Annotated in this window: 15 protein-coding genes; 9 read left to right on the top strand and 6 right to left on the bottom strand. The window is 66.4% G+C overall.

Features of this window, described 5'->3' with window-relative positions:
• The first annotated feature begins 108 nt into the window (after nt 1–108).
• From DWB85_RS01805 to DWB85_RS01795, 3 genes are read left to right on the top strand one after another with little or no spacing between them, the layout of a single operon-like run.
• The gene (locus DWB85_RS01805) at nt 109–1,809 is read left to right on the top strand and encodes a 2-oxoacid:acceptor oxidoreductase subunit alpha (RefSeq protein ID WP_117952491.1); all 1,701 of its coding nucleotides are present in this window, start codon (nt 109–111) and stop codon (nt 1,807–1,809) included.
• A complete protein-coding gene (locus tag DWB85_RS01800; RefSeq protein ID WP_117952490.1) occupies nt 1,809–2,633 on the top strand; it encodes a thiamine pyrophosphate-dependent enzyme in 825 nt (274 codons plus the stop codon). Before DWB85_RS01805 ends, DWB85_RS01800 begins: the two co-directional genes overlap by 1 nt.
• Nucleotides 2,630–3,139, top strand: a complete 510-nt coding sequence (locus DWB85_RS01795) for a ferritin-like domain-containing protein (RefSeq protein ID WP_117952489.1) — start codon at nt 2,630–2,632, stop codon at nt 3,137–3,139. Before DWB85_RS01800 ends, DWB85_RS01795 begins: the two co-directional genes overlap by 4 nt.
• A gap of 5 nt (nt 3,140–3,144) precedes the next feature.
• Here the strand turns inward: DWB85_RS01795 and DWB85_RS01790 are convergent, their stop codons facing one another.
• From DWB85_RS01790 to DWB85_RS01765, 6 genes are all read right to left on the bottom strand, one after another.
• Nucleotides 3,145–3,549 (bottom strand): CBS domain-containing protein, encoded by a 405-nt coding sequence (locus DWB85_RS01790; protein WP_117952488.1) that lies wholly within the window; start codon nt 3,547–3,549, stop codon nt 3,145–3,147.
• The gene (locus tag DWB85_RS01785) at nt 3,549–3,899 is read right to left on the bottom strand and encodes a P-II family nitrogen regulator (RefSeq protein WP_117952487.1); all 351 of its coding nucleotides are present in this window, start codon (nt 3,897–3,899) and stop codon (nt 3,549–3,551) included. Before DWB85_RS01785 ends, DWB85_RS01790 begins: the two co-directional genes overlap by 1 nt.
• Before the next feature lie 9 nt (nt 3,900–3,908).
• Nucleotides 3,909–4,715 carry a DUF1538 domain-containing protein gene (locus tag DWB85_RS01780; protein ID WP_117952486.1) on the bottom strand — a complete coding sequence of 269 codons (807 nt, stop codon included), beginning with the start codon at nt 4,713–4,715 and terminating at the stop codon, nt 3,909–3,911.
• Complete coding sequence (locus tag DWB85_RS01775) at nt 4,715–5,449, bottom strand: DUF1538 domain-containing protein (RefSeq protein WP_239017194.1); 735 nt, start codon at nt 5,447–5,449, stop codon at nt 4,715–4,717. Before DWB85_RS01775 ends, DWB85_RS01780 begins: the two co-directional genes overlap by 1 nt.
• A gap of 102 nt (nt 5,450–5,551) precedes the next feature.
• Nucleotides 5,552–7,432 carry an AsmA family protein gene (locus DWB85_RS01770; protein ID WP_117952484.1) on the bottom strand — a complete coding sequence of 627 codons (1,881 nt, stop codon included), beginning with the start codon at nt 7,430–7,432 and terminating at the stop codon, nt 5,552–5,554.
• A 76-nt stretch (nt 7,433–7,508) separates the two neighbouring features.
• The gene (locus DWB85_RS01765) at nt 7,509–8,765 is read right to left on the bottom strand and encodes a valine--pyruvate transaminase (protein ID WP_117952740.1); all 1,257 of its coding nucleotides are present in this window, start codon (nt 8,763–8,765) and stop codon (nt 7,509–7,511) included.
• A 101-nt stretch (nt 8,766–8,866) separates the two neighbouring features.
• Between DWB85_RS01765 and DWB85_RS01760 the strand changes: the two genes are divergently transcribed.
• From DWB85_RS01760 to DWB85_RS01735, 6 genes are all read left to right on the top strand, one after another.
• Nucleotides 8,867–9,751 carry a DUF3667 domain-containing protein gene (locus DWB85_RS01760; protein ID WP_117952483.1) on the top strand — a complete coding sequence of 295 codons (885 nt, stop codon included), beginning with the start codon at nt 8,867–8,869 and terminating at the stop codon, nt 9,749–9,751.
• 61 nt (nt 9,752–9,812) lie between these two features.
• Nucleotides 9,813–10,976 (top strand): DUF819 family protein, encoded by a 1,164-nt coding sequence (locus DWB85_RS01755; protein WP_162845969.1) that lies wholly within the window; start codon nt 9,813–9,815, stop codon nt 10,974–10,976.
• Between the two features lie 2 nt (nt 10,977–10,978).
• The gene (locus DWB85_RS01750; RefSeq protein WP_239017200.1) at nt 10,979–12,361 is read left to right on the top strand and encodes an SH3 domain-containing protein; all 1,383 of its coding nucleotides are present in this window, start codon (nt 10,979–10,981) and stop codon (nt 12,359–12,361) included.
• Nucleotides 12,358–13,440, top strand: a complete 1,083-nt coding sequence (locus DWB85_RS01745; protein ID WP_117952480.1) for a dipeptide epimerase — start codon at nt 12,358–12,360, stop codon at nt 13,438–13,440. Before DWB85_RS01750 ends, DWB85_RS01745 begins: the two co-directional genes overlap by 4 nt.
• Nucleotides 13,441–13,485: 45 nt before the next feature.
• Nucleotides 13,486–14,529, top strand: a complete 1,044-nt coding sequence (locus DWB85_RS01740) for a S66 peptidase family protein (protein ID WP_117952479.1) — start codon at nt 13,486–13,488, stop codon at nt 14,527–14,529.
• A complete protein-coding gene (locus DWB85_RS01735; protein ID WP_117952478.1) occupies nt 14,526–15,917 on the top strand; it encodes a Na+/H+ antiporter NhaC family protein in 1,392 nt (463 codons plus the stop codon). Before DWB85_RS01740 ends, DWB85_RS01735 begins: the two co-directional genes overlap by 4 nt.
• The last annotated feature ends 91 nt before the right edge of the window (nt 15,918–16,008 follow it).

Below are 16,008 nucleotides of genomic sequence, written 5' to 3'. Positions count from 1 at the left end.
GGGCGGCCGGGGTAATTTATTGAGCCAGGACAAATTTGCGGGGGTTTGCGGTAGCCATTGCCGCGCCCGGCGCTATGCTGGGTGGCTCCCAATCGCGAGTAACAGGGCATGGCTCGGCAACAGCTTTCCATTGCAATAACCGGCGCCGGAGGCGCCGGTGTCATATCCGTTGGCGAACTGTTGCTGCAGGCCTGGGCCGCGGGCGGTGGCCGGGGCCTGCTGCGCAAGGCCTTCGGGCCACAGATACGCGGCGGCGAATCCGCCGCCCTGCTGAAACTCACTGAATCCGAACACTACACTCCCGCCGATAGCTACGACCTGCTGCTGGCCTTCGACTGGAAGAACTTCACCCGCTTCGGCGATGAGATAAGCCTGGCGCCGGGGGCGCTGGTGATCTGCGAGGAAAACGGCGAGCTGCCGGAGCCGGTGCAGGCGGCAGACCCCGTCGTGCACCGCCTGCCAATGGCCGCCCTGGCCGCCACGACCCACGCAGACGGCAGGGTAAACATGATTGCCCTGGGTCTGCTGGGGCGCATGCTGGGGCTGGCCAGCACCGAACTGCAGGCGCTGGCCGGCAACAAGCTGGCGGCAAAACCCCGGGCTTACCGGGATGCCGCCGCGGCCTGTATCGAGGCCGGCAGCCAGCTGTCGCCGCCCATGCAACTGGTGACACCGCCGCCGGGCGAGCCCGGAGGCTGGTACATCAGCGGCAACCAGGCGGCGGGACTGGGTGCGCTGGAGGCCGGTGTCCGCTTCGTCGCCGCCTACCCGATCACGCCCGCCTCCGATGTGCTGGAGTGGATGGCCGGTGGGCTGGAGCAGGTCGGTGGCCAGCTGGTGCAGGCGGAAGACGAGCTGGCGGCGATCAACATGACCCTGGGCGCGGCCTTTGGCGGCGTGCCGGCCTTCACCGCCACCTCCGGCCCCGGGCTGGCCTTGATGACCGAGAGCATCGGGCTGGCAGTGGCCAGTGAAACCGCGGTGACCATACTCGACGTCCAGCGCGCTGGACCCTCCACCGGTATTCCCACCAAGTCGGAGCAGAGCGACCTCAATATTGCCCTCAACGGGCTCCATGGCGATGCCCCGCACCTGGTGCTGGCGCCCCTGGACATTGCCGATTGTGTGTATACCAGCGCCTGGGCGGTGCATCTGGCGCAGGGGCTGCAGACGGCGGCAATCGTGCTTTCCGACCAGTTTATCGGCCAGTCCACCGCGGTGATCAGCGAGCCCGGGCGCTGTCCGCCGCCGGCATTTGCGGCTGCCGGGGCAGACAACGACTACCTGCGTTACCGGCTGACCGAGTCCGGCGTGTCGACCCTCGCCGTTCCCGGTGACGCCGGCCAGCGCTTTACCGCCGACGGCCTGGAGCACGACGAGCGCGGTACGCCCTCGGCCCGGGACGCGGACCACCAGCGGCAGCTGGCGAAGCGGGCCGACAAGCTGGCACGCTACTCCTTCGGTGACGCCTGGGCCCGTATCGAGGGCAACGGGGAGCTGGCCCTGCTGTGTTTCGGCTCCGCCTGGGCGGCGGTCAGCGAGGCCGCCTGCCTGCTGGCCGGCCAGGGCCTGGCCACCCGCACGGTGGCCCTGCGCCTGTTGGCGCCCCTGCAGCGGGAGCAACTGGCGGCGGCGCTGGCCGGCTGCCGCAAAGTCGTGGTGGTGGAGCAGAATCACGGCGCCCAGCTGTTCCACTACCTGCGTGGCCAGCTGGACTTGGCGATGCCGGTGGCCAGTTACAGCCGGGCGGGGCCGGTGCCCCTGAGCGGGCGGGCGATCGCCGCCTACATCAACGGGGAGGGGAACTGATGAAGCAGTCTGCTACCGCCAGGGCCAGGGACTACAAATCGGAGGTCAAGCCGATCTGGTGCCCGGGCTGCGGCCACTATTCGGTACTCAACGCCATCACCAAGGCCTTCGCCGGTCTCGGCATTGCCAGGGACGACACCGTGCTGGTTTCCGGCATTGGCTGTTCCTCGCGTTTGCCCGCCTATGTCGACAGCTACGGCTTCCACGGTGTTCACGGCCGGGGCCTGGCCATCGCCCAGGGCCTCAAGGTCGCCCGACCGGACCTGACGGTGATTGCCCTGGGCGGCGATGGTGACGGCTTTTCCATCGGCGGTAATCACTTCCTACACGCCTGCCGGCGCAACGTCAATATCACCTATATCGCCATGGACAATGAGGTCTACGGCATGACCAAGGGCCAGGCATCCCCCACCACCCCGGCGGACTGGGATAACAGCAAGCTCACGCCCCACGGGCCCGGTGTGCGCCCCTTCAAGCCGGCGGCACTGGCGCTGGCCGCGGGTGCCCCCTGGATCGCCCGCGGCTATTCCGGCAACCCCAACCAGATGGCCGGGCTGATTGCCGGGGCCATCGAACACCCGGGCTTCAGTTTTTTGCATGTATTGTCCCAGTGCATTACCTTTTGTCCGGAGCAGACGGACTGGAAGGCTATTGTCAGCGAGCGGGAAGAGCCGGCCTTGAGTGACGCCGACGTCGCCGCCAGCCTGTTTCATCATGAAGACGGCTTCCAGACCGGGCTGTTGTATGCCGCGCCGCGTGACAGCTGGCCGGCGCCGCGGGGCGAGGTCCAGGCAGTGGATATCAGCGAGGGATTCAGGTTATGAGCAAACAGCATCTGGGAGAGTTTCTGGCCCACTCGGTGGAACTGGAGTCAGAGGCGAGGGAGCGCTACATCGAGCTGTCCGAGGCCATGGCCGAGCACAAGAACGAACCGGTGGCGGCGTTCTTCGCCCGCATGGCGGACGAATCGCGATTGCACCTTGACGAGGTGGCGGAAATCGCCGCGCAATACGAACTGCCCGACCTCAAGGCCTGGGAGTATGTGTGGCCGGAAGAGGAATCACCGGAAGCGCTCAGCTACGAGGCCGCACACTACCGCATGACCCTGCGCCAGGCCATGTTGCTGGCGCTGGATAACGAGCGCGCCGCCGAGCGCTTTTACCGTTCCTTTGCCGAATCCAGTGAGGATGAGGAGACCCGCCGGCTGGCCAGCCAGTTCGCCGCGGAAGAGGCTTCCCATGCGGCCCACCTGGTCAAGCTGCTGGGCAAACTGCCGGCGGACCCCGCCCATCCGCTGGAGGAGGATGACGCTCCCCACATGCCGGAGTAGCGGCGTCAGTCGATCAGCTTGCACAGGCCCTCGAATACCAGCTCGCTGTAGCTGACGATCCCGATGACCCTGCCGTTCTCGATGACCGGGGCATTGGCCAGGCCGAAGCTCTGGAACATGCGCGCCACGTAGCGCACGTCCATGTCCGGTTCTACCGAAATCACCGGCTTGGACATGATCTCGTACACGTTGACCCGCTCCGCCGACCGGTCCCTGGCCAGCACCTCCCTGGCGATGTCGGCCAGCAGGACGATGCCGAAGGCGTCGTTCTCGTTGCGCTTTTTCACGATCAGCACCTCCGACTTTGCCTCCCGCATGGCGCTGAGCGCCTCGGCCACGGTCGCCATGCCGTCCAGTTCGAGGTGCCTGGCATGCATGACATCCCGGGCTTTAATGACAGTGCGATTCATCAGATCAAATCCTCCAGGTTCTGGGAAAGCTGCATGGCCTGGCGGGTGATGCCCACCGCGTCTTCCACATCCAGCTGGAAGGCGATGCCGCTGCCGGGCTGGTCGTCCAGTTCCCCGGCCCGGTTGATCTCTTCCAGGATGTGTCGCGCCAGGTGTTGCTCCACCAGCATCAGGATGACATCGCGCTGGGTTTCCAGGCTCAGCCCGAAAAAGGTCTTGCTGACCTTGAGCCCCTCGCCGCGGGCGTTGGCGATGACGGTGGCGCCGGTGGCCCCGGCCTCCCTGGCGGCATCCATGATGGCCTCGGTCTTGTCGTCCTCGGCGAATACGATAATCATCTTGAAGTGCATGACTTCTCCTTATGCGCGCTGTTGCGCGTCTCTCTTGCGTCTTCTGGCGAGGGCGCTGCGCAGTTCCGAGAGCTGAGCGTAGGCCATTACCGACAGTATGGGAAACAGGCTGGCAAAGGCGATCAGGCCAAAGCCGTCGATGAGCGGGTTGCGCCCGGGCACGGTCTCGGACAGGCCCAGACCCAGCGCGGCCACCAGCGGTACGGTGACGGTAGAGGTCGTGACCCCGCCGGAATCGTAGGCCAGGGGAATAATCATTTTTGGCGCCACCGCGGTCTGCAGCACAACCAGCACGTAGCCGGCGATGATGTACCAGTGAATCGGGTCGCCGACCACGATCCGGTAACAGCCCAGGGATATGCCCACCGCAACGCCCAGGGCGACCGCCACCCGCAGTCCGCGGATACCGATGGCGCCACCGGACACCTCGCTGGCCTTGATCGCCACCGCAATCAGCGAGGGTTCGGCGATGGTGGTGCTGAAACCGATCATGAAGGCGAAGATGTAAACCCAGTAATAGTCGGTCCAGGACACGGCGGCCGCGCTTTCACCCGCCTGCAGGGCGCCGCGGATGAAGCCGGGGTCGGTTAACTGCGCCGCCATCAGCCGGCCCAGGGGGAACAGGCACCACTCCAGCCCGAGCAGGAACAGCGACAGGCCCACCAGCACCCAGCAAAAGCCAAACAGGATCTGGCCCAGGTTGGCGGGCCGGCGCCGCAGGACCGCGAACTGGAAGCCGAAGATAATCACCGCGATGGGCATGACGTCCTTCACCGTGGTCAGGGTGGTGGTCCAGATCGCCGCCAGCATCTCCATCAGATCAGCATCCCGTAGGCCATGACGAAAATCATCGGGGTCAGGGAAGCGAAGGCGATCAGGCCAAAACCGTCGATCATCGGATTGCGGCCGCGAATGGAGGAGGCCAGACCGACCCCCAGGGCGGTCACCAGCGGTACGGTAATCGTCGACGTGGTCACGCCGCCCGAGTCGTAGGCGATGCCGATGATTTCCCGCGGCGCGAACATGGTCATGACCACCACCAGTACATAGCCAGCGATGATCAGCCACTGCACCGGCCAGCCCTTGAGGATTCGCACCACCCCGATGACAATCGCCAGGCCCACCGAGAACGCCACCGTGTAGCGCAGGCCGTTGGCGTACTCGTTGCGGGCATCGTCGGAGGGGGCGATCATGCCGCCCTCCGCCGCCACTGTAGCGGCCTCCGCGGCCACCGCGATCAGCGCCGGCTCGGCGACCGTGGTGCCGAAGCCGAGGGCGAAGGCAAAGGCAACCAACCAGAACAGGCTGCCCTTGCGGGCAAAGGCGCCGGCCATGGATTCACCAATGGGAAACAGGCCCTGCTCCAGACCGTGAATGAAAAAGGTCAGCCCCAGCATCACAAACAGCACTCCTACCAGGATCTGGCCGATATTGGGCAGGGGCTGTTGCAGCACCGCGAACTGGAAGAACAGGATCACCAGGATAATCGGCAACAGGTCGCGGAGGCTGCCCACCATGGCGGTGAGCAGTTTTTTCAGAGTAGCAGGCACTGGAATCCTTGCGCTTGATTCACCACCAGCCTAGCAGTCCTGACGCCGCTAAAAATTGATCCAGCTAAAGGTTAGGGCTTGTTCACACTAACTGGTCTGGCCCTAGTCTCCCAGCAGGCCCTTGAGTAGCGCCCCGGCTTCCTCGCCGTATTTTTCCTCGACCTCTTTTTGGGCCTTGCGCTTGAGCTCGTTGCCGGCCAGGTCCTCGAGGATTTCCTTGCTGTCTACCGCACACCAGTCAGCGGGGTCGCCGGTGGCGTTGCCGCGGCAGTTGACTGGCCAGGCGATGGCGGTGATGCGTTCATTGACCCGGCAGGCCGGGTCCAGCTGCTCGAGGCCGGGTGACAGCCGGGCACTGAAGGTGGTGTCAAAGTCGAGGCTGGCAATGTCTATCTCGCCCTCACCGCTGAGGCTGATGTCGGGGAGGCGGGCGGTCAGTGGCTGCAGGCGGGCCTTGCCCTTGCCCAGCTGCAGGGTGACCGCCAGCTCCTCAAACGCACTGTCCGCGGGGAAGTCGGCGGACAGCGCTTCCCGGTTGACCAGCGCCACCGATTCACACAGCATTTGCTCCACCCCCAGCCCCTGCAGCACCGCCTGTTCCGTGCGCAAATTCAGCGGCCCGCGCAGGGTCTGGCTGATGGCGCCGCTGGTATTGCCCTTACCGTGCAGCTTCCAGTCCAGGTTGGCCCTGCCGCTGAGCACCGGCTCTACCTCCGCGGCCGCCAGGACGCTGGCGATATCCAGCTGCAGCAGAGTTCCCTGGGTGTTGATCCTGGCGGTGCTCTGTTTGGCGTTGAGGCTGGCTTTCATGTCCAGGGAACCGCCGTGGATGGTCCCGGTAATGCTGGGAAAAATGGCCTCGCCGTTTAGCACCCGCAGTTTGGCCTTGAGCTGCTGCACCCGGTGGCTGCCCCAGATGACCTCCTCGATCACCAGGTCCGCCCGGGTATCCATCAGGCGCAGGGCATCCAGCGGCAACGGTACATCTGTCTCGTCACTGGCGGCCTCGCCCCCGGCGGGAGCAGACTCCGCCGCTGCGGCCTCCGGGCCCGCCAGGGCCAGCAGGGCGGGGGTGAAGCGGTTGAGGCGCAGCTGGGCGTCAACCTGCGGGCTCTCGAAGCTGGCATAGCGCAGCTGGCCCTCGGCCCGGGTGTCGCTGATGTTCGCCACCAGGTTCAGGTCCGCCACCTGGCGATTGATATCCACCTCCCCGGAGGTGGTCATGGTCACTGGCGCCTGCAGTGCCCCGCCAAGCTCGATGTCCAGGGTCTCCAGGCCGATCACCTGGGTGTCCTGGTTAATCATGACCTTGCCCCGGAGGCTCAGCTCCATTGCTTGCTCGCCAGCCACGGTGATGCTGGCCTCGACCGGAATGGAGCGACCCTCCAGGTTGAGCTCCCTGACCGTGAGACTGGCGATGTCTATCACCTGGGTATCGCTGCCGGCTTCCCGCACTTCCAGGCGCGAGTCGGTAATCTGCAGCCGCGCTACCTCCAGCGCCAGTGGGATCGCCAGCACGTTTTCCGCGCCGGTGGCCTTCCCCGCGGCCTCTCGCGCGGCTTCCCGCTGCTGGTAGAAGCGGGCCAGCTGTTCGTCGTTGAGGGCGCTGGTGTCAACCGGGGCCGGAGCGGGTTCAGTGGTCATCGAGACCAGCACGCCGTCCAGCAGGATGCTGTCGATGGCGACCTGTTTCGACAGCAGCGGCATCAGCTGCACGCCGATCTCGAGGGAGCGGGCCTGCAGGCTGGTTTGCTGTTCACCGGGCATGTCGAGCGCCACCTGCTCCAGGCTGAGGCCGAGGCGGGGAAAGAAGCTCAGTTCAGCGGCGCCGCCGACTGCCAGCGTCGCCCCGGTCTTGGCCTTGAGTTCCTCGGCCGCCAGGTCGAGGATTTTTTCCTTGTCCAGCAACAGCGATACCAGGATAAAGCCGACCAGTACCAGTACCAGCGGGATGGCGAAAAGGTAAACGAGAAAACGGGGCATGAAAATTCCTTGTCTCAGGGCCTGCAGTTCTTGCTCTGACCATCAATTGCGGATCCGGTTCGATTCGGCGCGCAACTCAGTCTTCCCGGTAAGCCCGGTGAACTTCCTCGGCAATAATGCCGATACCCTCGCGCACCCTGGCGGCGTCCTGGGCGTAGGACACCCGGATGCACTCGTGCTTGTGCTGCCAGTCATCATCCATACCGACAAAGAAGTTGTGCCCGGGCACCACCAGCACGCCGCGCTGTTTCAGGCGCTGGTAAAGAGCCTGGCTGCTGATCGGCAGGCCTTCAAACCACAGCCAGAGGAAGATCGCGCCCTCGGGCTTGTGCACGTGCCAGGGCAGGTCGCCCAGGAACTCCTCGCACCAGGCGACCGCCTGCCGCGAGCGCTCGCGGTAAAAGGGGGTGACATAGTCGCGGCTGAGGCTGAGGATCTCGCCACTGTCGAACAGTGCCCGCGCCAGGGCCGGACCCAGGGTGCCGCAGGCCAGGCTGACGATGGTGTTGGCGTTGGTATAGGCCTTGATCAGCTCCTCGCTGGCCACCAGGATGCCGGTGCGCACGCCCGGCAGCCCCAGCTTGGACAGGCTCAGGGCGAGCACGGTGTTGTCGTTCCAGTGGGGTGTGGCCTGCTCGAACAGGATATTGGGGAAGGGCAGGCCGTAGGCGCCGTCGATGATCAGGGGAATGTCGCTGGCCCGGGCAATGCTGTCCAGGTGCGCGACCTCATCGTCGGTCAGCACGTTGCCGGTGGGGTTGGTGGGCCGGGACACGCACAGCGCCGCCACCGACTCATCGATCTCCAGCTGGGAGAAATCCACGTGGTACTTGAACAGGTGCGTGTCGATGCGCTCAATGCTGGGCCGGGTGGCGGAGAAAAAGTTGTCGCTGAGGCCGGCGTCGGCATAGCCAATATATTCCGGCGCCAGGGGCAGGTGAATACGCCGCCGGTGGCCGTCGGGCATCTCCCCGGCGAGCATGTTGAACAGCACGAAGAAAGCGGACTGGCTGCCATTGCTGACGGCGATGTTTTCTTCTCCCACCGGCCAGCCGTAGTGCTTGCTGAGGAAGGCCGCCAGGCGCTGGCGGAATTCCCGGTCGCCCTGGGGCGACTGGTAAATGCCGAACAGGCTGTGGCGCTGGGCCGGGTCCGACATGATGGTTTCCAGCCGCTGCTGGAAAATCCGTTCCATTTCCGGCAGGCGGCCGGGGTTGCCGCCGCCCATGAAGATCATGTCCGGATTTTCGTTGAGGGCGGTCCCGAGGTCGTCCATCAGTTCGACGATGCCCGACTGGCCGGAAAATTTTTCCCCGAAGGCTGAAAGTTTCAAGTGCATGGCTCCGCGGTTGCCGTCGCAGCGAGGGTTAGCTCTATGGTAGCCTCTGCAGCTACGGGCGTACACCGGAACAATAAAACCAGAGCGGGCTCAGCATGGGAAAAGAAGGGCAATACTGCCGCAATTGCCGGGCGCGAATCATCGGCGAGTACTGTTCCGAGTGCGGCCAGCGCGAGGGCCGGGCGGACAAGCGCTTTCTGGACCTGGCGGGGGACTTGCTGGGCGATGTGCTGGATATGGATTCGCGCTTCTGGCGCACCCTGGGTTACCTCGTGTTCCGCCCCGGCTTTCTCAGCGCCGAGTTCATGGCCGGTCGCCGGGCACGCTACCTGCCGCCCCTCAGGCTGTACCTGGTGATCAGCTTTATTGTCTTCCTGGTGGTGTCCCTCAACTCCGCGCAGTTGCAGGGCGGCGAGAGCCAGGCGGGCGATGGCATGATTGTGATCGGCGTGGATGACGATGTAGCCCGCATTCCGGACGAGGTCGACGATCCCAGTGACTTCACCCTGGATCTCGGCATCGCCGACGAGGGCAGCCCCCGCTGGCTGCAGGACGCAGAGCAGCGCATTGAGGGCAATGCCGGCAAGTTGCGCGATGACCCGAACCGCTTTATGGAGGTCATGCTCGACTACCTGCCGCAGATGATGTTCCTGCTGCTGCCGGTATTCGCGCTGCTGGTCCAGCTGCTTTACCTGGGCTCAGCGTTCCACTACCTGCAGCACCTGGTGTTTGCCCTGCACTATCACTCCTTCGTTTACCTGCTGTACCTGCTGGCATCGCTGGTCGACCTGCTAACGCTGCCGCTGGATGGCTGGCTGCTGCTGGGCCTGCTGATCTACCTGCCCCTGGCCCTGCGCCGGACCTATGATTCAGGGTGGCCGGGAGCCCTGTTCAAGTCACTGCTGGTCTATGTCAGCTATGCCGTGATCCTGGTGGTCGGCTTCGCCGCGGTTGCGGTACTGGCCCTGTTCCTGATCTGAATTGAGAATTGGCAAGTGATGATGCATGCTCAGGGCCGAACGAGCAGGGGGAGAGGGCAATTTGATCAGTAGCGTGGCCGGATACCTGGCGTCACTGGCCCTGCTCGCCGGGGTGCTGGTGTGGCTGGCGCGGCAGTACCCGCGCTGGCGGCTGTTTCGCTGGTTGCCGCCGATTGTGCTGACCTACCTCGGCGCCATGCTGCTGGCGGGCGCCGGGGCCTGGGCCATTAACGATGCCCAGACCCGGGCCTACGCCGAGATCAAGCGCCTGCTGGTGCCGGCAATGATCCTGCTGTTGTTGTTACGCTGTCGCCTGGACGCGCTGCTGCGTCTCGGGCCGCGGCTGCTGGCCGCGTTCACCCTCGCCGCCGCGGGCATCATGCTGGGCTGCGTGGTGGCGTTTGTGCTGTTCCGCTCCGTCCTCGGTGAGGGCGCCTGGGGCGTCTTTGCCGCCCTCGCCGGCAGCTGGCTGGGCGGTACCGCCAACATGGTGGCGGTGCAGGCGGCGCTGGAGGTGCCGGAGGCAGACCTGGGCTATGCCCTGCTGGTGGATTCCATCGATTATTCCCTGTGGCTGATGCTGTTGCTGGCGCTGGTGCCGTTCGCCGCGCGCTTCAACCGCTGGTCCGGGGCGCGCGGGGTGCTGCCGGTGGCCGCGGCGGAGGATACCGCCCGGCACGATGCCCCCGGTGAGTACCAGCTGTTGCTGTTGACCGGTGTCGGCCTGCTCGGGGCGGTGGCGGCGGACCAGGTCGGCCAGTGGCTGGGCGGTGACGGCTTTTTCACCGTCAGCGTGGTGCGGATTCTGGCGGTGACCCTTATCGGCCTGGCCCTGGCCTACACGCCGCTGGCCCGGCTCAGCGGCAGCGATGCGCTGGCCAGCGCCCTGCTATACCTGATGGTTGCCGCCATCGCCTCGCGCACCAGCTTCGCCGACCTGGCCAGCGCGCCACTGTACCTGCTGGCGGGCCTGGTCATCCTGCTGGTGCACGCCGCGATCATGTTGCTGGCGGCGCGGCTGTTGCGGCTGGACCTGTTTACCTGCGGGGTGGCGTCGCTGGCCAATATTGGCGGGGTGGCATCGGCGCCGATTCTCGCCGCCGCCTACTCCCGGCAGCTGGTGCCGGTGGGGGTGTTGATGGCCCTGCTCGGCTACGTGGTGGGGACCGCAGGGGGGCTGCTGGTGGGCCGGGTGTTGATGTGGCTGGGAGGCGCGAACCCGTGAGAATGTTACTGGCAGTGGTGTTCAGTGTTGGCCTGGGCGTGGCACAGGCCAAGGATCACTATCCCTTTGTCACCGATGTGCCCGGCGTGCAGGAGGCCATGCTGTCGCCCGACTACTGGGTCGCGCGGCTTGCGGACAGCGACACCCGGATGAGCCCGGCGCAGGTGCGCCAGTTCAACCAGCGGGCCTTCGCCGTCGACGCCAATATGCATGACCTGGACCAGCTCCCCGCCGCGCTGTCCCGCAAGCAGCTTGAGTCCTTTATTGCCCGGGTCAGTCGACCCGCCTCGTCACCGCGCTACCACGCCGCAAGCGGGCAGCCGGTCAGTGCCGCCGATTACCGCCGCTGGTTGGCATTGGCCAGCCTGGATACCCTGGGAGAGCAGAACCCGGTGCGCTGGGGGCTGGCGGTAAAGCGGGCCTCGATGCGCAGTTTTCCCACCGCCGAGCGGGTATTGAAGACGCCGGACGATGTACACCTGGACCGCTTCCAGGAGACCGCGGTGTTTCCCGGCGAGCGGCTGGCCGTCCTCCACAGCAGTGCCGACGGCCAATGGTTCTTCGCCCTCAACTATCACTACGCTGCCTGGCTACCGCGCGACGCCGTGGCCCTGGGGTCGCGGACCGACATCGCGGCATGGCAGGCCGCCGGGCCGCGGCTGGTGGTCACCGGCGACCGGGTGCACACCAATTTCAACCCGCTGGATGCGCGCAGTTCCGAGCTGCCGCTGGAAATGGGCGTGTCCCTGCCGCTGGTCGACCCGGAGGCCACCGGCTTTGCGGTCAATGGCCAGAACCCCTATGCCAGTTACATTGTCAGCCTGCCGCTGCGCACGGCCGCCGGTGAACTGGAGTTCGGTCATGCGCTGGTGGCCCGGTCGCGCGATGTCAGCGTTGGCCATCTTCCCTACCGTGCCGACCTGGTTGTGCAGCAGGCCTTCAAGTTCCTCGGCGAGCGTTACGGCTGGGGCCACGACTACAATGCCCGCGACTGCACCGGCTTTATCGGTGAGGTCTACAAGTCCTTCGGCCTGCTGATGCCGCGTAACACCGGCCAGCAGGCGGCCGGTGAGTACGCTCCCACCCTGCGCTTTGATGCCCCGGACGTGGCAGGGGTGCGCAGCGCCCTGCACACGCTGCAGGCCGGTGACCTTATCTACCTGCCGGGTCATGTGGTGATGTATCTCGGCACCGTTGCCGGTGAGCCCTACGTGATCCACGACCGCACCGCCCTGGCCTACCTCACCGCAGCCGGCGAGACCTACCAGGGCATTCTGGCGGGGGTGTCGGTCACGCCGCTGAGCCCGCTGCTGACGGAGGCGGGGCAGGGCTTTGTCGCCAGTATTTACGCGATCAAGCGGATCGCCCTGGAGGCCGACTGGTGAGGGTGACCGGCTATCGCCTGGCCATGCTGCGGGTGCCCCTGCGCGAGGTATTCACCACTGCCCTGCGGCGGGTCGACCAGGTGGAAGACCTGGTGCTGGTGCTGGAAACCGACTGTGGCAGGACCGGCTATGGCAGCGCCCCGGCAACCCGGGCCATTACCGGCGAGGACCATGCCTCCATTATCGCCGCGCTGGAACATGACCTGCTGCCGCCGGTAGTGGGTGCCGGGGTCGACGCCCTGCCAGCGCTGCTGGCCTCATTGCCCGGCGGCAACAGTAACGCCCGGGCCGCGCTGGAGGTGGCCCTGTTCGACCTGGCCGCCCAGGACCGGGGGCTGCCCCTGTGCCAGCTGCTGGGCGGGGCGCCCGGGACCCTGCACACCAGCCTGACCATCAGCGTGAATGCCCCCGCCGCCATGGCGGCGAGCGCCAGGGCCGCCCTGGAGCGCGGGTTTACCTGCCTGAAACTCAAGCTCGGCGGCGAGCCCGCCGAGGATTTGCAGCGGGTGCGGCATGTGGCCGTCGCGGTGGCGGGTGCTGCCAGCCTGTACCTGGATGCCAACCAGGCCTGCAATCTGGAACAGGCCTGCTGGTTGCTGGCGCAGCTCGCCGGCGAGGGCATTGCGGTGGAACTGCTGGAGCAGCCCCTGCCCGCCGGCGACCTGGACGGCATGGCCCGGCTGCGCCAGCGGGTGAAAACCCCGGTGATGGCGGATGAAAGTGTTTTCGACCCGGAGGACGCCGCGCGGGTGATCGCCGCCGGGGCGGCCGATATCCTCAATATCAAGCTGGTCAAGAGCGGCGGTGTCAGCGGCGCCCTGGCGATTGCCGACCAGGCGGCAGCGGCGGGGCTCAGCTGCATGATGGGCTGCATGCTGGAGAGCGCCATCGGGGTGGCGGCGGCGGCCCATGTGGCGGCGGCCCGGCCGGAGGTCATCACCCGGGTGGATCTCGATGCGCCATTGCTGGCCCGCGGCGACCCGGTGCGCGGCGGTACCCGCTTCAGCGCTGCCGCAATAAGCCTCAACCGGACGCCGGGCCTGGGCATTGCCGCCATCGACGGGCTGGATTACCTGTGAGCCGTCGGTGGCTGTTACAGTGGGCGTTTTCCAGGAGAGTAGAACATGGATCGGCGTAGCCTGATCAGGAGCCTGGCGGCATTGCCGCTGGCGGGCGTGGCCGCAGCAGCGGCCGCCGGCAGTGACCCGGCCCGGCCCACAATCCGGCCCCGGCGCCTGCGCCAGGGCATGACCGTGGGGCTGGTGAGCCCGGCCAGCAACGCACCCGAGGACGAGGACATCGCCTTCGCCATGGACGTGGTGCGCTCGCTGGGCTTCAAGGTCAAGCCGGCACAGCATCTCTACCAGCGCACCCAGTACCTGGCCGGTACCGACCAGCAGCGCGCCGCTGACCTCAACGCCATGTTTGCCGACCGCGAGGTCGATGCCATTTTCTGCCTGCGGGGCGGCTATGGCTCCTCCCGCCTGTTGCCCCTGCTGGACTACGGGCTGATCGCCGCCAATCCCAAGGTGTTGATGGGCTACAGCGATATTACCGCCCTGCACTGCGCCATCTTCGGGCGCACCGGGCTGGTGACCTTTCACGGCCCCATCGCCGGCGCCAATTTTACCGAATACAGCTACACCCAGTTCCGCGAGACCCTCATCGAGGGCAGGGGGCGGCAGCCGCTGGCGGCGCCACCGCCCTTCGAGGACCCGGGCCCGGGACGGGTGGAGCGGGAGAACCGGCTGACCGTGCTGCATCCGGGCACCGCCGAGGGGCCGCTGCTGGGCGGCAACCTGACCCTGGTCAGCCACCTGATGGGCACCCCCTGGGAGCCGGATTTCAGCGGCCGGCTGCTGTTCCTCGAGGATGTGCACGAGGCACCCTACCGGGTTGACCGCATGCTGACCCAGCTGCGCCTGGCCGGGGCCCTGGAGCGGGTGGCGGGCATTGCCTTTGGCAAGTTCACCGAGGCCGATACCAGCAACAACAGCTTCTCCATGGAGCAGGTGCTGCGGGAGCGCACTGCCGGCCTCGGTGTGCCGGTACTCCGCGGGCTGATGATAGGCCACGTGGAGGACCAGGCGGTGATCCCGGTAGGCGCCCGCGCCCGCCTCGATACCGCCACCGCCACCCTGACCCTGCTGGAACCGGCCGTTGCATGACTGACCCCAACTGGACGGTGCTGCTGCCGCCGTTGCTCGCCATCGGCCTGGCGCTGGTCACCCGCCAGGTATACCTGGCGCTGTTCACCGGCATCTGGCTGGGCTGCTTCCTGCTGCAGGGCGAGGGCCTGCTGGCGGCGCTGGCCGGCGCCATCGACGCCGCCATCGCGGTGCTCGCCAGCGCCGGAGACGCGCGGGTGATCGTGTTTACCCTGGTGATCGGCGCTTTTATTCTTACCCTGGAGCGCTCCGGCGGCGTCACCGGTTTTATCCGCTTTCTCGAACAGCGCAAGTGGGTGGACGGCGGCCGCCGCGCCCAGTGGCTGGCCTGGCTGGTCGGCATTGTCATTTTTATCGAGTCGAACATCACCGTGCTGGTGGCCGGCACCGTGGCGCGCCCCCTGTTCGACCGCTTCCGGGTATCGCGGGAGAAGCTCGCCTACCTCATCGACTCCACCTCGGCGCCCATCTGCATGCTGATTCCCCTCAATGCCTGGGGCGCTTTCAACCTGGGGCTGCTGGATGGCCTCGGGGTGGAGGAGCCCCTGCGGGTACTGCTGGCGTCCATCCCCCTGAACCTCTATGCCATCACCGCCGTGCTGCTGGCGGCCTATACCGTGGCCCGCGACTTCAACCCGGGGCCCATGGCGGCGGCGGAGCAGCGCGCCGCCGCCGGCGAATCCCCGGCGGTGCAGCAGGATGCGCAGATCCTGCGGGAGTCGGCGCCGCCCAATGCCTGGAACATGCTGTTACCGGTTGCCAGCCTGGTGATAGCGATGCCGGTTTTCCTGCTGATCACCGGCAACGGCGACCTGTTTGCCGGCTCCGGTTCCACCAGCGTGCTGTGGGCCAGCCTGCTGGCCCTGGCGGTGGTCTCGCTGCTGGTGCTGTGCCAGCGCAGCATGAACCTGGAGCGGCTTACCAGTACCTGGATGGAAGGGGCCGGCGGTATGCTGCCCATCGCCACCGTGTTGCTGCTGGCCCTGGCCCTGGGGGGCGTCTCCCGGGCCCTGGGCACCGGTGAGTACGTCGCCGGCCTGGTCGGCGACACCCTGCCCGCCTGGCTGCTGCCGGCCTGCCTGTTCCTGGCGTCCGGGTTTATCGCCTTCGCCGTGGGTTCCAGCTGGGGCACGTTTTCGATCATGCTGCCCATCGCGGTGCCGGTGGCGGCGGCGCTGGGGGTGGACCCGGTGCTGCTGGTGGCGGCGGTATTGTCCGGGGGCATATTCGGCGATCACAGTTCGCCCATTTCCGACACCACCATCGTGTCCTCACTGGCATCCGGCACCGAGCACATAGAGCACGTGCGCACCCAGCTGCCCTACGCCCTGCTGGCCGGCGGCATCAGTATCCTCGGGTTTATTGCCCTGGGTTTACTGCTGCTCTGAGCCGGGCTGATGTGGTTTGCCGCAACCCTGTGCCCTGGCAGGTAAGTGAATGCTTGCCCATGGCCCCAGGGTAGCAGGCGGTCCAGGGCTC

This window comes from Seongchinamella sediminis, assembly GCF_003457605.1.
Classification (GTDB): domain Bacteria; phylum Pseudomonadota; class Gammaproteobacteria; order Pseudomonadales; family Halieaceae; genus Halioglobus; species Halioglobus sediminis.
Note: the sequence above shows the minus strand (reverse complement) of the source record. Positions and strands in the feature narration are given on the sequence as shown.